The following is a 15,432-nucleotide window of genomic DNA, read 5'->3' as shown; positions in this document are numbered from 1 at the left end:
GGCCGCAGAAGTGAAAACTTCCGGCCTTTTTGTTTTACTTGCGTGTTCATTCCCTAATTTTAATTATTTCTAATGCATCTTTCATATGTTAGTATATTTAACATTAGAAGCGCGGGTTCCGGCATTGGGCGCTAAACGTTGTTATAGTGGGTGAAGAGATCGATGCGCAATTGGGTCAAAAATGAGAATGTGCAGATGACGGCCATTGCCTTTACCACTGCGGTAGGGGCGCAATTCAAGATAAATCCGTTCCGGGAAGATTACTTCCGAATCGGACTGGGGGTTAGCATCCTTTTATTTCTGCTGATGATCATGCCACACTTGTCTTATGTGAAGACAGGAATCCTGACAGGCATCGCGAATTTGCTGTTCCAGTCGGTAGATCTCATCAATCATGTACAGACGGTGTCTATACTGGAAAGCATGCGGGACAATCTGGGGGCAGGTGTGTATTATGTGGTCTTTGCCTATGGGCTTAGCAAATTCAAGCATCGATTCCATGAGATGCAGCCTCTTCTGCTCGGCGGGTTAATCACATGTATCGATTTCTCCTCTAATCTTGTTGAGCTGCTTTTTCGAGGAATGTTAAGCGGGACCAATATCTTTTATATGAAGGAATGGTTGTATCTGCTTGTGGTAGGTGGTCTGCGAAGTTACTTTGTGATTGGGCTATATAACAGCATTGCGGTGAGGCAGATGCGGCTTTTGCATGCAGAGCAGGAGAAGCGGATGGAGCAGATGCTGAGTGTGAACTCGGGTCTGTATGGCGAGGTCTTTTACCTGAAGAAAGCGATGAATACGATCGAAGGCATTACAGCTGACAGCTATGATCTATATCGCGATCTCCGGGAGCAGGACATGAACCAATACAGTCAGCGCACCCTGGGCATTGCTCAGCAGATTCATGAAGTGAAGAAGGATTCACAACGTATTCTGGCGGGTCTGCTGAAGCTGTATGATAATGAAAAAGCAGTCAACATGAGCCTGTCTGAAGTGCTGAACTTTGCCAGTAAAGCAAACCGAAAATATAGCGAGATGTTGCATAAGCAGGTCGAGATCGACATTGAGCAACAGTATGATTGTGAGTCTCCGTATTACATTCCTCTTCTCACGGTAATGAATAACCTGATTGCCAATGCGGTAGAGGCGATTGAGCATGATGGGACGATTCGAATTCGTATATATGAGCAGGAAGAAAACGTGCATTTCGTTGTGATGGATTCTGGAAAAGGCGTACCCGAAGCCAAACGGGATGTCATCTTTGAACCGGGGTACACAACGAAGTTCAATGAAGTTGGCATTGCCGCGACAGGCATTGGCCTGTCCCATGTACGTGATATCGTTCAGTCGTTGACGGGACAGATCACAGTGGAATCGGCGCCTCTGGGAGCGAGAGGGACTACATTTCGTATAGCTATTCCCAAGATGAATTTAATAAAGGGGGCCGATGTCGATGACACTTTCTATCATGATCGTGGATGATGATGTGGTGAGTCGGAGCATGCTGCATGATATCATTGAATCCTGTGGTATCGGTGAGCTTGCGGGCATGGCTGAGGGCGGTATAGAAGGCGCACGGATGATCATGGATCTGCGTCCTGATGTGGTGTTGATTGATCTGCTGATGCCGGATCAGGACGGAATTGAGACGGTAGGGAAGCTGAAGCAATGCGGTTATACCGGTAAATTCATCATGATCTCTCAGGTAGAGAACAAAGAGATGGTAGGGGAGGCCTACCAGAACGGAATTGAATTCTTTATTCATAAACCGATTAATCGGGTGGAAGTGGAGCATGTGCTCAGCAAAGTGAATGACCAGTGGAAGTATGAGCGTTACGTGCTGGAGATCAAGCAGTCGATGGCTCGATTGAATCTGGTGGAAGCGCCGGCCCCTGCCCAAGGTCGTACGGTGCGAGATGCGGCACGAAGCATTCTAATGGATCTGGGGATTATCGGAGAAAGTGGTAGCAAGGATATTGTGGCTCTCATGGAGTATGCGATTGATCAGAAGCAGGTCGCGGAGTGGCCGCCACTGAAGGAGTCCTATGAAGCGGTGGCCCAGACGTACAAGTCAACGCCCAAGGATGTGGAGAAAGAGAGCAAGGCGATGGAACAGCGCATTCGCAGAACGGTAATTGCCGCGTTAACGAACATGGCCTCGATTGGACTCACCGATTATAGCAACCACAAGTTTGAGCATTATGCGCCACTCTACTTTGACTTCCAGGATGTTCGAATGAAGATGAGAGCCATGGAAGAAGGTCAGGCAGGCGACAAAGGCAAGGTTAATATCAAAAAGTTCCTGCATGTGTTCTACATGGAGACGCTTGAAAAGATGAATAACTGAGGCATCATATGCCTCTGTCTGTTGGAGGATATGAAAACCCGGGAAGGTGACCATCGGCGGTGTCGAGGTCACTTCACCAAAGACGGGCAAGCTGAAGGGGTTATTATTTTAATCCATAATGACTTCTTTATCTGGCTGTTCAAGAAATTCGAACATGATTTTAATTTGTTCCAGCGTATTTCTTTCCAATGATAATTCAGGTAAAGCGTCGATAGCAAAAAAATCAACTGCGCTGGTTTCTACACCTGTTTCCGCATGCCCTCCCACAATGTCACAGCGGATAAACATCTTATATACGTGATAAGGCTCAGGTGGGTGTCCATGGAATTTTTTGTCCAATACCGCTAACAACCGCATCGGCACAACATCAAAACCGGATTCTTCTTTAATTTCTTTCACAGCTACTTCTGATGGTGATAGGCCGATGTCACTCCATCCCCCTGGTAATGCCCATGCCCCATCTAATTTCTCTCGAACCAAAAGCACTTTGTTTTCCCTGAAAACAACACCGCGAATATCGACTTTAGGCGTTGCGTAACCTGAATCACTTGCAAATGTAAGTGATATTTTCTCTTTGTTAACAGAAGTATAGTTGCTTAAGATATCAATACTAATGCGCCTCAATTCCTCGTATCGCTCGATATCATAAACATCCTTGGCATAGGTTAAACCTGTTTGTGAGATAGCTTGAATCTGTTTTGCCCATTCTAGCCACTTTGTGTCCATGGACTCCTCTTTTCTTCGCAAGTCACGAGATTTAGTTTAGTTAGGAAATAACCCCATTATATCATATGAATTACAGTCTATAACTACTAAGAAAGGACAACTCAAATTTAGGGAATCACACTAATGATTAAACGCACTCTACAAATATTGCTTTTTAATATAGAACTGCGAGATATTATAAAGAAACGATGTCCAGAAGAGGAGAAAGTGAAATGAACATAACTATTGATCAACAAGGCAATTCCAAGGTCGCCATTATTGAAAGTGATGGCATCGTCATCAACAATGCTCAAGATGCACTGGATTTGATGGCTTCGGTAAGGTATAGCGATGATGCCGATAAGCTCATTATCGACAAATCGAACATCACGGAAGAGTTCTTCGAACTGAAAACCAAGCTTGCAGGCGAGATTTTGCAGAAATACGTGAACTATCATGTTAAGCTTGCTATTGTGGGAGATTTCGAAGGACATAACAGCAAGAGCCTGAGAGATTTCATCTATGAGTGCAACAATGGCAAGCATGTTTTCTTTTTGAAAAACAAAGAGGAAGCGCTTCAAAAGTTGCATAATATCAGTTAAGCGTACATCCGAGGCATGTAGAGAGCCTGCTTATAATCTGAGCCAAACGTAGGAGGTTTGCACCGTGATATCTAATGAGAATTTAAAGGTATATGCTCTGCCTGAGATCGGAAATCTTAAAGTGCATGGCAGAACAACTGGAGAGCGATCGCCGTTGACGTTATTTTGGACGGGGAGTGCAGTTGAACTCAATGTACAGGGCTCCGAACTATGGGTTGAAGTAGAGTCGCAGTATGACATGTATGAGTCATGGATCAGCATTCTGATCAATGGTGTTTCGGTGAGCAGACAGATGTTAACGGCGGGAAGGTACTGGGTCTGTGTATTCCGAGGTATGAACGCAGATGTGGTGAAGAATGTACGGATCGTCAAAGATGTTCAAGCGATGAGTGGTGACCCGGGTTGTGCCTTGCAGATTCATGCGGTGAAATCGGATGGAGCGTTCCTGCCTGTGCAGGAAAAACCGTACAAGATCGAGTTCATTGGTGACAGTATTACATCTGGCGAAGGTGCGATTGGAGCGAAAGCGGAGGAAGATTGGATTCCGATGTGGTTCAGCGCCATACATAATTATACGTTTATGACAGCAGAGGCATTGAATGCGGAGTATCGGGTCATCTCGCAAAGTGGCTGGGGTGTGCTGACAAGTTGGGATAATAATCCAAAGGGGAATATCCCCAAGTATTACGAACAGGTCTGTGGCTTGCTTACTGGTGAGCGTAACGAAGCGCTAGGCGCAGGAGATCAGCATGATTTTAGTTCCTGGCAGCCGGATGTGGTAGTCGTGAACCTGGGCAGCAATGATGGGGGTGCATTTCAGTCACCGGAGTGGAAAGACCCCGACACGGGCAAGGTGTACAAGCAGCGTTTGAACGAAGACGGTACGTATCATGAAGAGGATCTGGCTGCTTTTGAGAAAGCGGTGGAACAGTTCCTGTTCAAACTTCGAAAAAACAATCCGGGTGCACAACTCGTATGGGCGTACGGCATGCTTGGTTTTCCATTGATGCCTGCCATCTACCGCGCGGTTGATGCGTATACAAAGGGGACAGGAGATCGTAAGGTCTCAATCATCCAGCTTCCTGATACAACCGAAGAGACGGTAGGGGCGCGTACCCATCCTGGCGATTTATCTCATCGTAGGACGGCAGAGGTGTTAGCGGAATATGTACGAGGATTGATAGGATAACTTGATACATGGTGATGGAAAGACCACTCTTTCATGAAATGTACCCCAATGGTTAGATGGTGTCTAACTTTATGAGGTCCATTTATCACAAGAATGGTCTTTCCCTTTTCTACTCATCTAGACATTCGAGGGTTTATCCGTTGTGTCGCTGTTTTGTACCTCGTAACGAATCGAAATAATCTGTCCGAGCGTCTGGGTTCGGAGCATTTTAAATTGACTTGGCACAGTGCCTGTCGGGAATAAGGGGATGCCTTCGCCAAGAATTTTGGGAATGATGGCGACTTCAATCTCGTCCAGTAATTTTTTTGCTAACACAGCTTGAACCAATATGCCGCCACCCACAATCCACACGTCTCCATCAGAAGTCTGCTTTAATCGGGGAATGAGCGTACCTACCTCCTCGGTTGTAAACTGTACATTCGAAGCGGGCGGCTGTTCCGAGCGAGAAAGCACATATGTTGGCCGATCTGCATAGGGGAAATCATCGGAAAGTGTGAGCACCTCTTCATACGTATAACGTCCCATAACAACGCTACCGATCGTTTCATAAAAGGCAGCATACCCGTTGTCTCCACCATCACCCTCCACATCAAATAACCAATCGACCGAACCATCCAGTCTTGCGATATATCCATCCAAACTCATAGCAATGTACAAAATTGTTTTGTTATCAGACATGTTCATCGCTCCCTTCTACAATGTATGATACACTTTAACTATGACAAAAGTTGACGTAGTTAGGATGTTGAATTCATGAATCATCGAAAACTGGCTATTATGCGCCTGATGGATTCCAGACAAAAGTTCACCGCCCGGGAACTGGCAGAACGGTTCGACGTTTCGGTTCGTACGATCCAGCGCGATCTGGATGCATTGCAGGCGCTGGGTTTTCCCTTGTACACAGAAGTTGGCGTGAACGGAGGATATCGGGTGTTGCCCAATCGGATTTTGCCACCTCTTCAACTGACACAGCAGGAGGCATTAGGGCTGTTTATGATGCTGGAATATCTACAGCAAGTACCGGATTTTCCGTATGGATCAATGCGTGAACATCTGGCTGAGCAGTATTTTTCTACTTTGCCCGAAGATGTACAGGATCTGATTATGCGAATGAGGGAACACATTGCTTTTGTCCAACATCCAGGTGAGCATGCCGAGCCTTTAACAACAGCGATATTGGGTGCAGCGGTAGAAAAGAGAGAAATCGAATTTATGTATCATGCCCGCAGTGGTCCTAAAAAAGTCCAGGTCTTTCCCTATGGCATCTACTATGAGCAGGGACATTGGTACATGCCAGCCCGGAATAAGGACCGCGTATTATTGTATCGGGTGGATCGCATGCAGCAGTTGACGGTTATGGAATCAGTGGATAAATCTGTTCCAAGTCTAAAGGCATGGTTAGCTGCCAAAGAAGATAGAGCAAGCGTAGAAGTGGTGCTGCATTTCACGGAATTTGGAGCGAGGATTGCTGCGTCAGATGTATTGTTCAAGTCAGTTGAAGGCCATGAGTGGCGCGGACTGATTCCGCCTGAAGAGTTCTCTTTTACAGCACGAAAGTTACTCTCCTATGGGCCGGAAGTGAAGGTGGTGTCTCCGCTCGAACTACAGCAGCAGGTTAGAGGGATGCTGGAACGGAGTTTAAGCCAGTATGGTGGGGGATAAGAGCTTTCAAACGCTGGATATTAGGGTATCAAGGAAGAGATAAGAAAGGTGTGTAGACAAATGAGCAAAGTTTGGACTAAAGATATCATCCCGACTGTATCCGATAAAGTAGTGATTGTGACAGGTTCGAACGGCGGGTTAGGGTATGAAACGGCATTAGCGTTAGCTGAAAAAGGCGCAAAAGTTATCCTTGCAGTTCGTAATCTGGAAAAAGGTGAAAAGGCAGCTAATAAAATAAAGTCGTCTGTGCATGTAGCTGGAGAGGTAATCGTTATGCAGCTCGACCTTAGCGATTTAGCTAGTATTCGTAAGTTCGCAGCCGCTTTTCTTGAGCAATACGATTCTTTGTCCATTCTCGTTAATAATGCAGGAATTATGAACCCTCCATTCCAGTTGACGAAAGATGGCTTTGAATTGCAGTTTGGTAGTAATCATCTAGGCCATTTTGCGCTTACGGGTCTACTATTGCCTCGATTGATCTCTACTCCGAAATCGAGAGTAGTCACTGTAAGTAGTATGGCAGCTCATAATGGTGCGATTGATTTTAATAATTTAGATGGCTCCAAAGGATATAATCCTATGAAGTTCTACAGTCAAAGCAAGCTAGCCAATCTGATGTTTGCGAGAGAGCTGCAGAATAAATTTAATTCCGCCCATATTGATTCCATGAGTATCGCCGCTCATCCAGGAATTTCGCATACCAACCTATTTTCCTTCGGTTCGGGGAAACAGACCAATATATTCATGCGCAGTCTTTTGAAAATCATTAGTCAACCGGCACATATGGGGGCATTACCTACCTTATATGCTGCAGCAGATCCGACGATCACGGGAGGGGAGTATATTGCTCCCAGCGGTATGGGCGGCACTAAGGGCTATCCCAAGAGCGCTAAGATCATCGAAAAATTATATGACGCTAACATTTCAAACAAGCTATGGAGCGTATCAGAAGAATTAACAGGGGTATATTACAGATTCGACGTGTAGATTTTGCCATTAGGGAAAGTAAACCTTATTATGGTATAGACAGTTAAAAGTTCTTCAGCACGAATAAGATTAACTGAATGGGGGGCTACCATGATTCGTTTCATAAGAAGTTTCACGATCCGCTCTATGCAGAGTCCATGTGATGAACAACGGCGGTTGTTTGCATAGAGCTTGAAATTCTTTTCCGCCATATCATTGTAGTGCATATCCAATGTGTTCATTGTACGACTCTGCTGCCTTAAAGATTTTAACTTTTAAGGAGTGGAGCAACGTGAAATATATTAATGCGGATACAATCTTCCCGGAAGAATTACTCAAAGAAATACAGCGTCATATCTCTGGTGGCTTGATCTATATTCCGAGGCCCAAGGATGCCCACAAGAAGTGGGGCGAGAATTCGGGTGGCAGAAGGATTGTCCGGGAGCGGAACGACGAGATCCGCCAGCTTTTTGCTGCCGGAACAACCATCGATCAGCTTGCGGACCAATACTGTTTATCCATCGATAGCATCAAGAAAATTGTGTATTGCAAAAAGGGATGAAACTATAGAGGCCATGTTCGAGCAATCGAATGTGGCTTTTTCCTGTAAGAATAAAGAATAGTTATTAAAGCTTTTTTACATATTCGAGGTTGTTAACTACGCGTACAATTCATTTGACGGTACAAGGATTTGCGGTAAGAGTTCTTGAATTAACTCCTTAAATCATCTGGTAAGGTTGGTGAATATGAATATAGAAGTGAAATTAACGAATAAAGACGAGGCGTATGTGATTAAAAATATGTACCCGCTATACCTTCATGATCTATCCGGACATTATGGTCTGGGTGGAGAGCATACCCCGAACGAACATGGCATTTTTGAGCCAAGTCCTGATTATATAACTTTGCAGGATCAGTATAACGTCCAGGACATATGGTGGGAAAAACCGGAGTGTCTTTATCCGTTCCTCATGATTGTGGATGGCATACCGGCAGGGTTTGCGTTCATAGCTACTCCGCCATATTGTTCACAAGGCACGAATTTCTTTGTACATGACTTCTTTCTGATGCAGCCGTTTCGAGGTGTAGGCGTTGCTGAATACGCGGCATCGACGATCTTCGGCATGTTTATAGGAAACTGGGAGTTGTTCACCAATCCATCGGAGAAAAATAAGATTGGCCAATCTTTCTGGCGAAAAACAGTGGATAATTATACTAAAGGTAACTATCGGGAGATTTACGGGCAAACGTTCGATGGTTATAAATTGATTTTTCAATTCTCCAATATATAAAAAGAGAGACCGTCTCCCTTTGCGGAAAATGATCTCTCTCTACTGCCTTTTATAAACTACCGTTGAAATAGTGATACTCAGAAATCACTTCAAAACCAACACTGCGGTACAGATTCAAAGCACGTTTGTTCTCGGTAACAACGGATAAGCGGATATCTGTGTAACTTTGTTTCCTTAGGAGATCAACCAGGATGCTAAGCGCAGTGCGCCCCAGTTTCTGTCCCTGATAAGCAGGCAAGATACAGAAGTTATGAATAAATGCGGTTGTTGCATTAATGGAGTTGACCCGTACCAGCCCAACAGGCAGTTGATTCTGCCACGCAATATAGGTGACTCGGCTGGGTTCATTTGTTTGCATAAAGTACTCGCGTGTCCAGTCCTCCGAATCTCCAAAGGCTTGGGAGGAGCAAGTGACCATAAATTCCATATCCTCGGCTTCTGCCACGGACAACGTTAGTTCAGGTGGCTCCACAACCGAAAGGACCTCATTCACAAGTTGCATCGAGTACTCCGCACGATCATAAATGGCTCCGAGGGATTGGGCAGTATGAACACCCGGAGATAAGCCCTGAGGAACGCGATAACTGAGTTGGTTGATTCCCTGTGGTTTCATATCCAGGATGGCCTTGTTCAGTAGGCTGCTGAATACACCTTGGCGGCGAAAATCTGGGTGTACGATGGCATTAATATTCCCGGTTACGGTGTCGGAAGGATACCAACTGAGGAGTCCTACCAAATCACCGTGGCGATAACAGAGGAGTGCATGGTCTCCGTCTTTTTTGCTAATATGGTCAAGGTCTGCTTTCAGATGAACGGAATCAAGCTGTTTACATTGTTGTTCGAGTAAAATAATAGCTTTAATCTGTTCCTTAGAGTTATAGACCATGGGAACGACTTGATAGTTTGACATAGCTTTCACACCTTCATTGTTGAAGGAAACACGCAGTTATTGGACCCACAGGCGCTATCCTTCGAGAGTTGGTCCAGTTGTAATTTTGATCATCATCATTATCTCCTCCAAATCACTTCCCGATGACTATAACACAATCTATGATGAAGATGACACCCAATGGATGTAATTCACTGGGTGTCTGTTCAGATACGCCCAATAACTGGACATTATATCCTATTGAAGGGATAATTGAGAGTAATACTGACGAGAAAGGAGTTGATCACCTCGCGTAAGTTAGCTTATGTGATGAGTACGTTGTTTCTTTCATCTGTCATGATAATGGGGTGCACCCCATCTGAGTCAGCCGAGAACGTTAAAGAGACCATTCCACCAGCGACGAATCAGCCGAGTATTGTGAGCAATCAGAAGGCGTCAGCCATAGATGAGCAGCAGGCCCTCGAAATGTCGCTGGATTATAAAACAACCGAACTGACTGTTGATTATAAGGACTATGAAGATACGTTAACTGTGGAGGGTCTGCTGGCTAGAGCAGAAGTAATCAGACCATTTTTGACAGAAAGGAATTTCGAATCCAATATAGATGCGCGATTTAACAAGATTCCTTTACGTGTAGCAGACAAAGAGAAGGCTCTGCTGCATCCTGAAAATATACAAACCAAGATCAAAGATAGCAAGAGTGACTGGATTCTTGTGGAATACACGCTCGATTTGAAATTTACGGATAAGGATGGCAAAGAGTTCAAGTCCATTCCGTTATCGGGTGATATCACCTTTTTGCAGGATCAGGGAGAATGGCGCATTCAGGATGACACGTACAACATGAAGCCCTTCACAGAAATCATCAATAATTCACTATAATGCATGAGTCATCTGTGAATCTGGCACATACAGATTGTGCTCGAATTATTCATTGCGAATAAGATCCTTCATATCAGTATGCACTTCAAAGTGTGTACTTTTTTTGTGGCGGCGCACCCAGCTAAGCGCGCGTCGTCAAAAGGGTATCATCGCGATGTTAGCTATCGACACCTGCTAGAAATTTGCAGGGTACATTCTCCTGTATTGATGATATTATTTGGATGATCAACTTACTTATTGCGCTCTTGTAGAATGGGGTTGGGTTCATCATGAGGGAGATTCTCCGAGTCGGTTCTCGTAAGGTTTGGTTGTATATCATTGCTGCTGTTATTGGTTTGGTTACAGGCTATGTCGTCCTCTCTTCGCCGGACTCTCCTAGGCTCCAAAGTGAAGAAGGTATTCTGGATTTAACGCAGGCTCAACTTAGTACGAATCCGCAAAAATTAACAGGGAAGTGGGCGTTCTATTGGCAAGAACTGCTGTCGCCTGAGGATATGCGGGTTCGTTCGGCAAGGGAAGGAAATCAGGACCACTGGATTAACATCCCAAGCTCCTGGCTGGGCTACCCGTTAGAAGGTCAGCGGCTGAGCGGTACAGGCTATGCAACCTTTGGACTGGTCGTTCATCTAAGCGACCAGGATCGCGATGAGATGCTTGCTCTGCGGCTGTCTAGCATTTTTAATGCGTACAAATTATGGGTCAATGGCGAGCTGCTGGCAGAAGTTGGTGAGGTTGGTCAGGACAAGCACAGCATGACCCCGCAATTGGAAACAAAGCTGGTGTATTTTCAGCCTGAAAGCGACACGTTAGAGCTGGTCATGCAAGTATCCAACTTCCAACATCATCGGGGCGGCATTACCAAGGATATCGAGCTGGGTGGCAGTGACGTACTAACGACCAAGACCAATCTGAATCTTGCCAGGGATATGTTCATCACGGCAAGTTTGCTAGTGATCGGTTTGTATAATCTGCTGTTGTTTATGTTGCGACGTAAGGATAAAGCTCCGTTATATTTTGGCCTGTTTACTGTACTGCTTGGTATTCGATCCTTGTTCAACGGCGAGCTTATCTTTACACAATGGTTGCCTCATTTTCCTTGGGAATTGCAGTTCAAGATCGAATATCTGATTCTTTGCCTCAGCGGTTATATCATCACCATGTATTTTGATTGTATTTTTCCGAATTATGTGTCGCGATGGTTTCGCCTTGGCACCCGGATCGTAACTGGGGCATTCTGTATCCTTGTAGTGGTAACCCCTGCAATTATATATACAAAATTTTTGCTGGTAATCGGTGTGATGGTAGTTCTACATATGATTTATCTGATGATCGGGCTGGTTCAGGCGGCTGTGCGACGTATGGAGGGAGCGCTGATCTTCCTGCTGGTGTCGGTGGTTACTTTGGTCACGGTTGTCAACGATTTTTTGTATTTTAACGGATGGTCGCTAGTTGGAAATACATCTCCGCTTGGCTTATTGATATTTACGATCGCGCAGCTGATTCTGCTGTCTTCGCGATCTACGAGGACGGCATCGAACGAAGAGAGAATTACACGTGAATTACAGTACGTTAATGACAAGCTGATTGAAATGAATATGAATCTGGAACAGACCGTTCAGGAGCGAACACAGGCCTTATCTACAGTGCATGATGATCTCCAAACCTCGTATGACCGACTGCTTCACTCCGAGCAAGGGAGGAAGAAGCTACTTGCTTATATTACGCATGATCTGCGTATGCCGTTGTCCAGTATGCTTGGATATGTAGAAGCTATACAGGACAGGGTCAAGCCGGAACGCAATGAACAATATCTGAAGTACATCCGGGAGAACACGATAAGGATTAACCGTATGATCGAGGAGTTGTCCTTCTTGTCTCATTTGGAGACTGGACAAGTCTCGTACCGAATGGAGCCGATTCAGATGATTCCTTTCTTGCATGGTTTTTTTGAACAATATGAGTTGGTAGTGCGCGACGCAGGATTAGACTTCATACTGGATATCGGAGATGCCGAGGATAGACGATCTATTTTGCCAGTTGTCGAGATGGATGCGAAAAGAATAGAGCAGGCTTTATTTAATCTAGTGTCAAATGCCATGAAGTTCACCTCCAGCGGGGGGCTGGTGCGTATTGCACTAGTTGTGGAAGTGGTGAATCATGCTCCCCATGCAGTCATTAGCATACAGGATTCTGGAATGGGGATTCCTCCGGATCAGCTTGAGCAAATCTTCGAACGTAATTACAGATATGATCGGCCGGGAATGGGCATAGAGGGCAGTGGACTGGGGCTGGCAATTTGCAGGGAAATCGTACAAGCGCACGGAGGAATGGTTCGAGCGGAGAGCGACGGCAAGATGGGGGCGACATTCTATGTAACGTTTCCTTGTACGGTGATTGAAGGAAAGGGGTGATGAGATGGACACGCACAAAATCATGATCGTTGATGATGATCCTCATATATGCGAGATTGTGCAGGTGTATTGTGATAGGGAGGGATTTGTCTCCACCTGCAGTCATAGCGGGTCAGAAGCGATGGAGCTGCTTGCATCGTTTGAGCCGGATTTAATTATACTGGATATATTGCTGGCTAATGAAAACGGTATTGACTGGTGCAGGAATGCGCGTAATCTCACCAGTGCGCCGATTGTGTTTCTGAGCAGTCAAGAGGAAGACGAAATAAAAATTAGCGCATTATCCTATGGCGGGGACGATTATGTGACCAAACCGTTCAGTCCGGGAGTGCTCATGGCCAAGATCAAGGCTCACCTTCGCAGAGTGTCGACGGGTAGAAGGGAACAACTGCTGGAGTTACCGGGTTTGACACTGGATTTCTACACGCAGTCCGTCAACATGGGAAGTACATCTATCTCTTTATCGAAAAAAGAATTCAGTCTGCTGTCCTATATGGCACAAAACGTGAATCGTGTCGTCAGTGTCGATACGTTGTTTCAAATCATCTGGGGAATGGAAAGTCTGGAGGATACGAGAACGGTTGCTGTACATATCAGTAATTTACGCAAAAAAATTGAGTCTGACCCTGCCGACCCCGAGCGAATCATTACGGTTCGGGGGAGTGGATATATGCTGGTTTCTAACAGTACGTCACAAGCATGAATATAGCAGTAAGGGTAGTCTATTATAAATGGGAAAATGGCGTTGGAGCAGTATCTGACGCTATTGGCCCATTTTTTGTTCTTTCCACTAGCTTCGTAATCGACTCAAGATATTGAATCCCTCAACACCAGTCTGCGCTTTTCCATCCTCGTCAAAATGATGTGCCATCTCTCCGAAAAATTAAACGATCCAATACGCACGGATTTAAAGTTTTCTTTAGATTTCTCAAGTAGGATAATCCATCATGATAAAATCACTGTGGTCGATATAACGACATATTTCATCAAATTGCAACTGATTATTAGCTACGAGGACGTTACATTCAAGCCTGATCAAACGATAATACGTGAAGAAATGGTTGTCTTGCTGTCCCGCATTAGTACTTGAAGAGAAGGAAGTGGCTCCGATGGCACGAGTTATATGTATCACATCAGGGAAAGGCGGAGTTGGCAAGACAACGGTCACGGCTAATCTCGGGACTGCCCTTGCCTTATCGGGGAGCAGCGTTTGCCTGATCGACGCTGATTTTGGATTGAGAAATCTGGATATTCCGCTTGGTTTGAGTAATAGGGTAAGGTATCATATTTCTGATTTTCTGACGGGTCGATGTGCTTTACATCAAGTGATCGTCAAAGATAAGCGAATCAGTACCTTGTCCTTTATCTCCTGTAGTAACGACACGGTGCATCATGATGATCCGCAAGTTTTTGGCAAGGTTGTACAGCAAATAGCCCAGGGCTATGATTATGTGCTGATCGATTCGCCGGCAGGCATTGAAAATGGATTCTGGAATGCGGCTTTGGCAGCAGATGAGGCTATTGTCGTTACTACACCTCATCGTACATCGCTTCAGGACGCGGATCGCGTAATCGGATTATTAGAAGATATGATTCCGGCTCCGCCACAGCTCATTATTAATATGGCCGACGGACAGGAAGCCCGTTCGGCAACGGTAAAGATGCAGGATATGATCGATATTCTCAATATCGGTGTGATTGGCGTGATCCATGCCGATGTAGAAATTATACGTTCCGTACATAAGGGCATCCCGATTGCGCTTAATCCTGAGTTTGAAAGCGGGCTGCGCTTCAGGCATATCGCCCACAATGTGGCGAAGAATCAGCAGGAGCCTTTTATCTCATTGAAACCCAAGAGGCATATTAGTGTTTTTTCACTTCCTCCAAGACTGCGTTGGGGGAAGAGTAGTTCGTTATAGTCGATTCTGGTAGATGAATCGTTGGGAAGAGAACCATCTGGAATGGATTGCAGACGAGCTAAAGAATTCATGAAAGAGTGGTGTGGGAGTTACCTTCCCTACGCCGCTATTTTTTGATGTCATTGATGTTCTCACTTGCGAGTAGTTGCTTACTTAAAGTTTTCTTTATAATTCACAAGCGCCCCTATCTCGCATGATAAAATACGGAAGAAAAAACGACATAATTTGCTGTGTCGGTGTCACAATTCGACTGCGACTGATCAGGAAGGTCGGTGAACGAATTCAATCTGTAAAGTTGGCATTATCGTACCTTAAAGCAGTCGGATCTCTTCAGTCGGATGTTTGAGCTGACGTTGATGTTCTGAATGTGCTGAACGCCGCAGCTAGGACAATTCCATTTCTGTATGTAAAGTTTTTCCTCGCTTGATCTCCACGTGTCGAGCGAACTGACTCGCAGGAAACCAATGATCCCGATCTGGGTCAGTGGTATCCGCTATTAGTCTGGCTTTGTTGATTAGCTTGATTAGAAACCAATTTTGGAAGGTCTTTTTTAGTTTGATCTATACAT

15 protein-coding genes are annotated in these 15,432 nt (G+C 45.2%); 12 read left to right on the top strand and 3 right to left on the bottom strand.

The annotated features are described in order from the left end of the window. The first annotated feature begins 150 nt into the window (after positions 1-150). Together MKY95_RS32495 and MKY95_RS32490 are read left to right on the top strand one after the other, a co-directional pair. A complete protein-coding gene (locus tag MKY95_RS32495; protein ID WP_235193855.1) occupies positions 151-1,482 on the top strand; it encodes an ATP-binding protein in 1,332 nt (443 codons plus the stop codon). After that, a complete protein-coding gene (locus MKY95_RS32490; protein WP_339196163.1) occupies positions 1,454-2,347 on the top strand; it encodes a response regulator in 894 nt (297 codons plus the stop codon). Before MKY95_RS32495 ends, MKY95_RS32490 begins: the two co-directional genes overlap by 29 nt. A 108-nt stretch (positions 2,348-2,455) precedes the next feature. On the opposite strand, the gene MKY95_RS32485 is transcribed toward MKY95_RS32490, so the two are convergent. Next, complete coding sequence (locus tag MKY95_RS32485) at positions 2,456-3,073, bottom strand: NUDIX hydrolase (protein WP_339196161.1); 618 nt, start codon at positions 3,071-3,073, stop codon at positions 2,456-2,458. Between the two features lie 212 nt (positions 3,074-3,285). On the opposite strand from MKY95_RS32485, the gene MKY95_RS32480 reads away from it, so the two are divergent. Both MKY95_RS32480 and MKY95_RS32475 read left to right on the top strand, forming a co-directional pair. Next, the gene (locus MKY95_RS32480) at positions 3,286-3,654 is read left to right on the top strand and encodes a DUF4180 domain-containing protein (protein WP_036611747.1); all 369 of its coding nucleotides are present in this window, start codon (positions 3,286-3,288) and stop codon (positions 3,652-3,654) included. 64 nt (positions 3,655-3,718) lie between these two features. Next, on the top strand, positions 3,719-4,843 hold the full coding sequence (locus MKY95_RS32475) for an SGNH/GDSL hydrolase family protein (protein ID WP_339196159.1): 1,125 nt from the start codon (positions 3,719-3,721) through the stop codon (positions 4,841-4,843). Positions 4,844-4,960: 117 nt separating this feature from the next. On the opposite strand, the gene MKY95_RS32470 is transcribed toward MKY95_RS32475, so the two are convergent. Next, positions 4,961-5,527, bottom strand: coding sequence for a dihydrofolate reductase family protein (locus MKY95_RS32470; protein WP_076252052.1), 567 nt, complete (start codon positions 5,525-5,527; stop codon positions 4,961-4,963). Positions 5,528-5,596: 69 nt separating this feature from the next. On the opposite strand from MKY95_RS32470, the gene MKY95_RS32465 reads away from it, so the two are divergent. The 4 genes from MKY95_RS32465 (at position 5,597) to MKY95_RS32450 (ending at position 8,763) form a co-directional block, all read left to right on the top strand. Continuing rightward, positions 5,597-6,505: a YafY family protein gene (locus MKY95_RS32465; protein WP_339196157.1), complete on the top strand. Its 909-nt coding sequence runs from the start codon at positions 5,597-5,599 to the stop codon at positions 6,503-6,505. Between the two features lie 60 nt (positions 6,506-6,565). Then, on the top strand, positions 6,566-7,492 hold the full coding sequence (locus MKY95_RS32460) for an oxidoreductase (RefSeq protein ID WP_047840963.1): 927 nt from the start codon (positions 6,566-6,568) through the stop codon (positions 7,490-7,492). A gap of 271 nt (positions 7,493-7,763) precedes the next feature. Then, positions 7,764-8,033 (top strand): CD3324 family protein, encoded by a 270-nt coding sequence (locus MKY95_RS32455; protein ID WP_036611734.1) that lies wholly within the window; start codon positions 7,764-7,766, stop codon positions 8,031-8,033. Between the two features lie 196 nt (positions 8,034-8,229). After that, complete coding sequence (locus MKY95_RS32450) at positions 8,230-8,763, top strand: hypothetical protein (protein WP_339196155.1); 534 nt, start codon at positions 8,230-8,232, stop codon at positions 8,761-8,763. A 49-nt stretch (positions 8,764-8,812) separates the two neighbouring features. Here MKY95_RS32450 and MKY95_RS32445 read toward each other — a convergent pair whose 3' ends face one another. Further along, positions 8,813-9,673, bottom strand: coding sequence for a GNAT family N-acetyltransferase (locus tag MKY95_RS32445; RefSeq protein ID WP_339196153.1), 861 nt, complete (start codon positions 9,671-9,673; stop codon positions 8,813-8,815). Between the two features lie 288 nt (positions 9,674-9,961). Between MKY95_RS32445 and MKY95_RS32440 the strand changes: the two genes are divergently transcribed. The 4 genes from MKY95_RS32440 (at position 9,962) to minD (ending at position 14,864) form a co-directional block, all read left to right on the top strand. After that, a complete protein-coding gene (locus tag MKY95_RS32440; protein ID WP_047840960.1) occupies positions 9,962-10,534 on the top strand; it encodes a hypothetical protein in 573 nt (190 codons plus the stop codon). A 269-nt stretch (positions 10,535-10,803) separates the two neighbouring features. Further along, on the top strand, positions 10,804-12,945 hold the full coding sequence (locus MKY95_RS32435; protein ID WP_339196151.1) for an ATP-binding protein: 2,142 nt from the start codon (positions 10,804-10,806) through the stop codon (positions 12,943-12,945). Positions 12,946-12,949: 4 nt separating this feature from the next. After that, positions 12,950-13,648, top strand: a complete 699-nt coding sequence (locus MKY95_RS32430; protein ID WP_036671783.1) for a response regulator transcription factor — start codon at positions 12,950-12,952, stop codon at positions 13,646-13,648. Positions 13,649-14,054: 406 nt separating this feature from the next. Continuing rightward, positions 14,055-14,864, top strand: a complete 810-nt coding sequence (minD, locus tag MKY95_RS32425; protein ID WP_339196149.1) for a septum site-determining protein MinD — start codon at positions 14,055-14,057, stop codon at positions 14,862-14,864. The last annotated feature ends 568 nt before the right edge of the window (positions 14,865-15,432 follow it).

It is taken from the genome of Paenibacillus sp. FSL P4-0176, assembly GCF_037975265.1.
GTDB classification, from domain to species: Bacteria; Bacillota; Bacilli; order Paenibacillales; family Paenibacillaceae; genus Paenibacillus; species Paenibacillus amylolyticus.
Note: the sequence above shows the minus strand (reverse complement) of the source record. Positions and strands in the feature narration are given on the sequence as shown.

Bases quoted from the DNA above. Each gene is read 5' to 3' on its own strand.
- MKY95_RS32490 (WP_339196163.1), top strand. From the start codon at position 1,454: ATGACACTTTCTATCATGATCGTGGATGATGATGTGGTGAGTCGGAGC.
- MKY95_RS32485 (WP_339196161.1), bottom strand. From the start codon at position 3,073: ATGGACACAAAGTGGCTAGAATGGGCAAAACAGATTCAAGCTATCTCA.
- MKY95_RS32480 (WP_036611747.1), top strand. From the start codon at position 3,286: ATGAACATAACTATTGATCAACAAGGCAATTCCAAGGTCGCCATTATT.
- MKY95_RS32470 (WP_076252052.1), bottom strand. From the start codon at position 5,527: ATGAACATGTCTGATAACAAAACAATTTTGTACATTGCTATGAGTTTG.
- MKY95_RS32465 (WP_339196157.1), top strand. From the start codon at position 5,597: ATGAATCATCGAAAACTGGCTATTATGCGCCTGATGGATTCCAGACAA.
- MKY95_RS32460 (WP_047840963.1), top strand. From the start codon at position 6,566: ATGAGCAAAGTTTGGACTAAAGATATCATCCCGACTGTATCCGATAAA.
- MKY95_RS32445 (WP_339196153.1), bottom strand. From the start codon at position 9,673: ATGTCAAACTATCAAGTCGTTCCCATGGTCTATAACTCTAAGGAACAG.
- MKY95_RS32440 (WP_047840960.1), top strand. From the start codon at position 9,962: ATGAGTACGTTGTTTCTTTCATCTGTCATGATAATGGGGTGCACCCCA.
- MKY95_RS32435 (WP_339196151.1), top strand. From the start codon at position 10,804: ATGAGGGAGATTCTCCGAGTCGGTTCTCGTAAGGTTTGGTTGTATATC.
- MKY95_RS32430 (WP_036671783.1), top strand. From the start codon at position 12,950: ATGGACACGCACAAAATCATGATCGTTGATGATGATCCTCATATATGC.
- minD (WP_339196149.1), top strand. From the start codon at position 14,055: ATGGCACGAGTTATATGTATCACATCAGGGAAAGGCGGAGTTGGCAAG.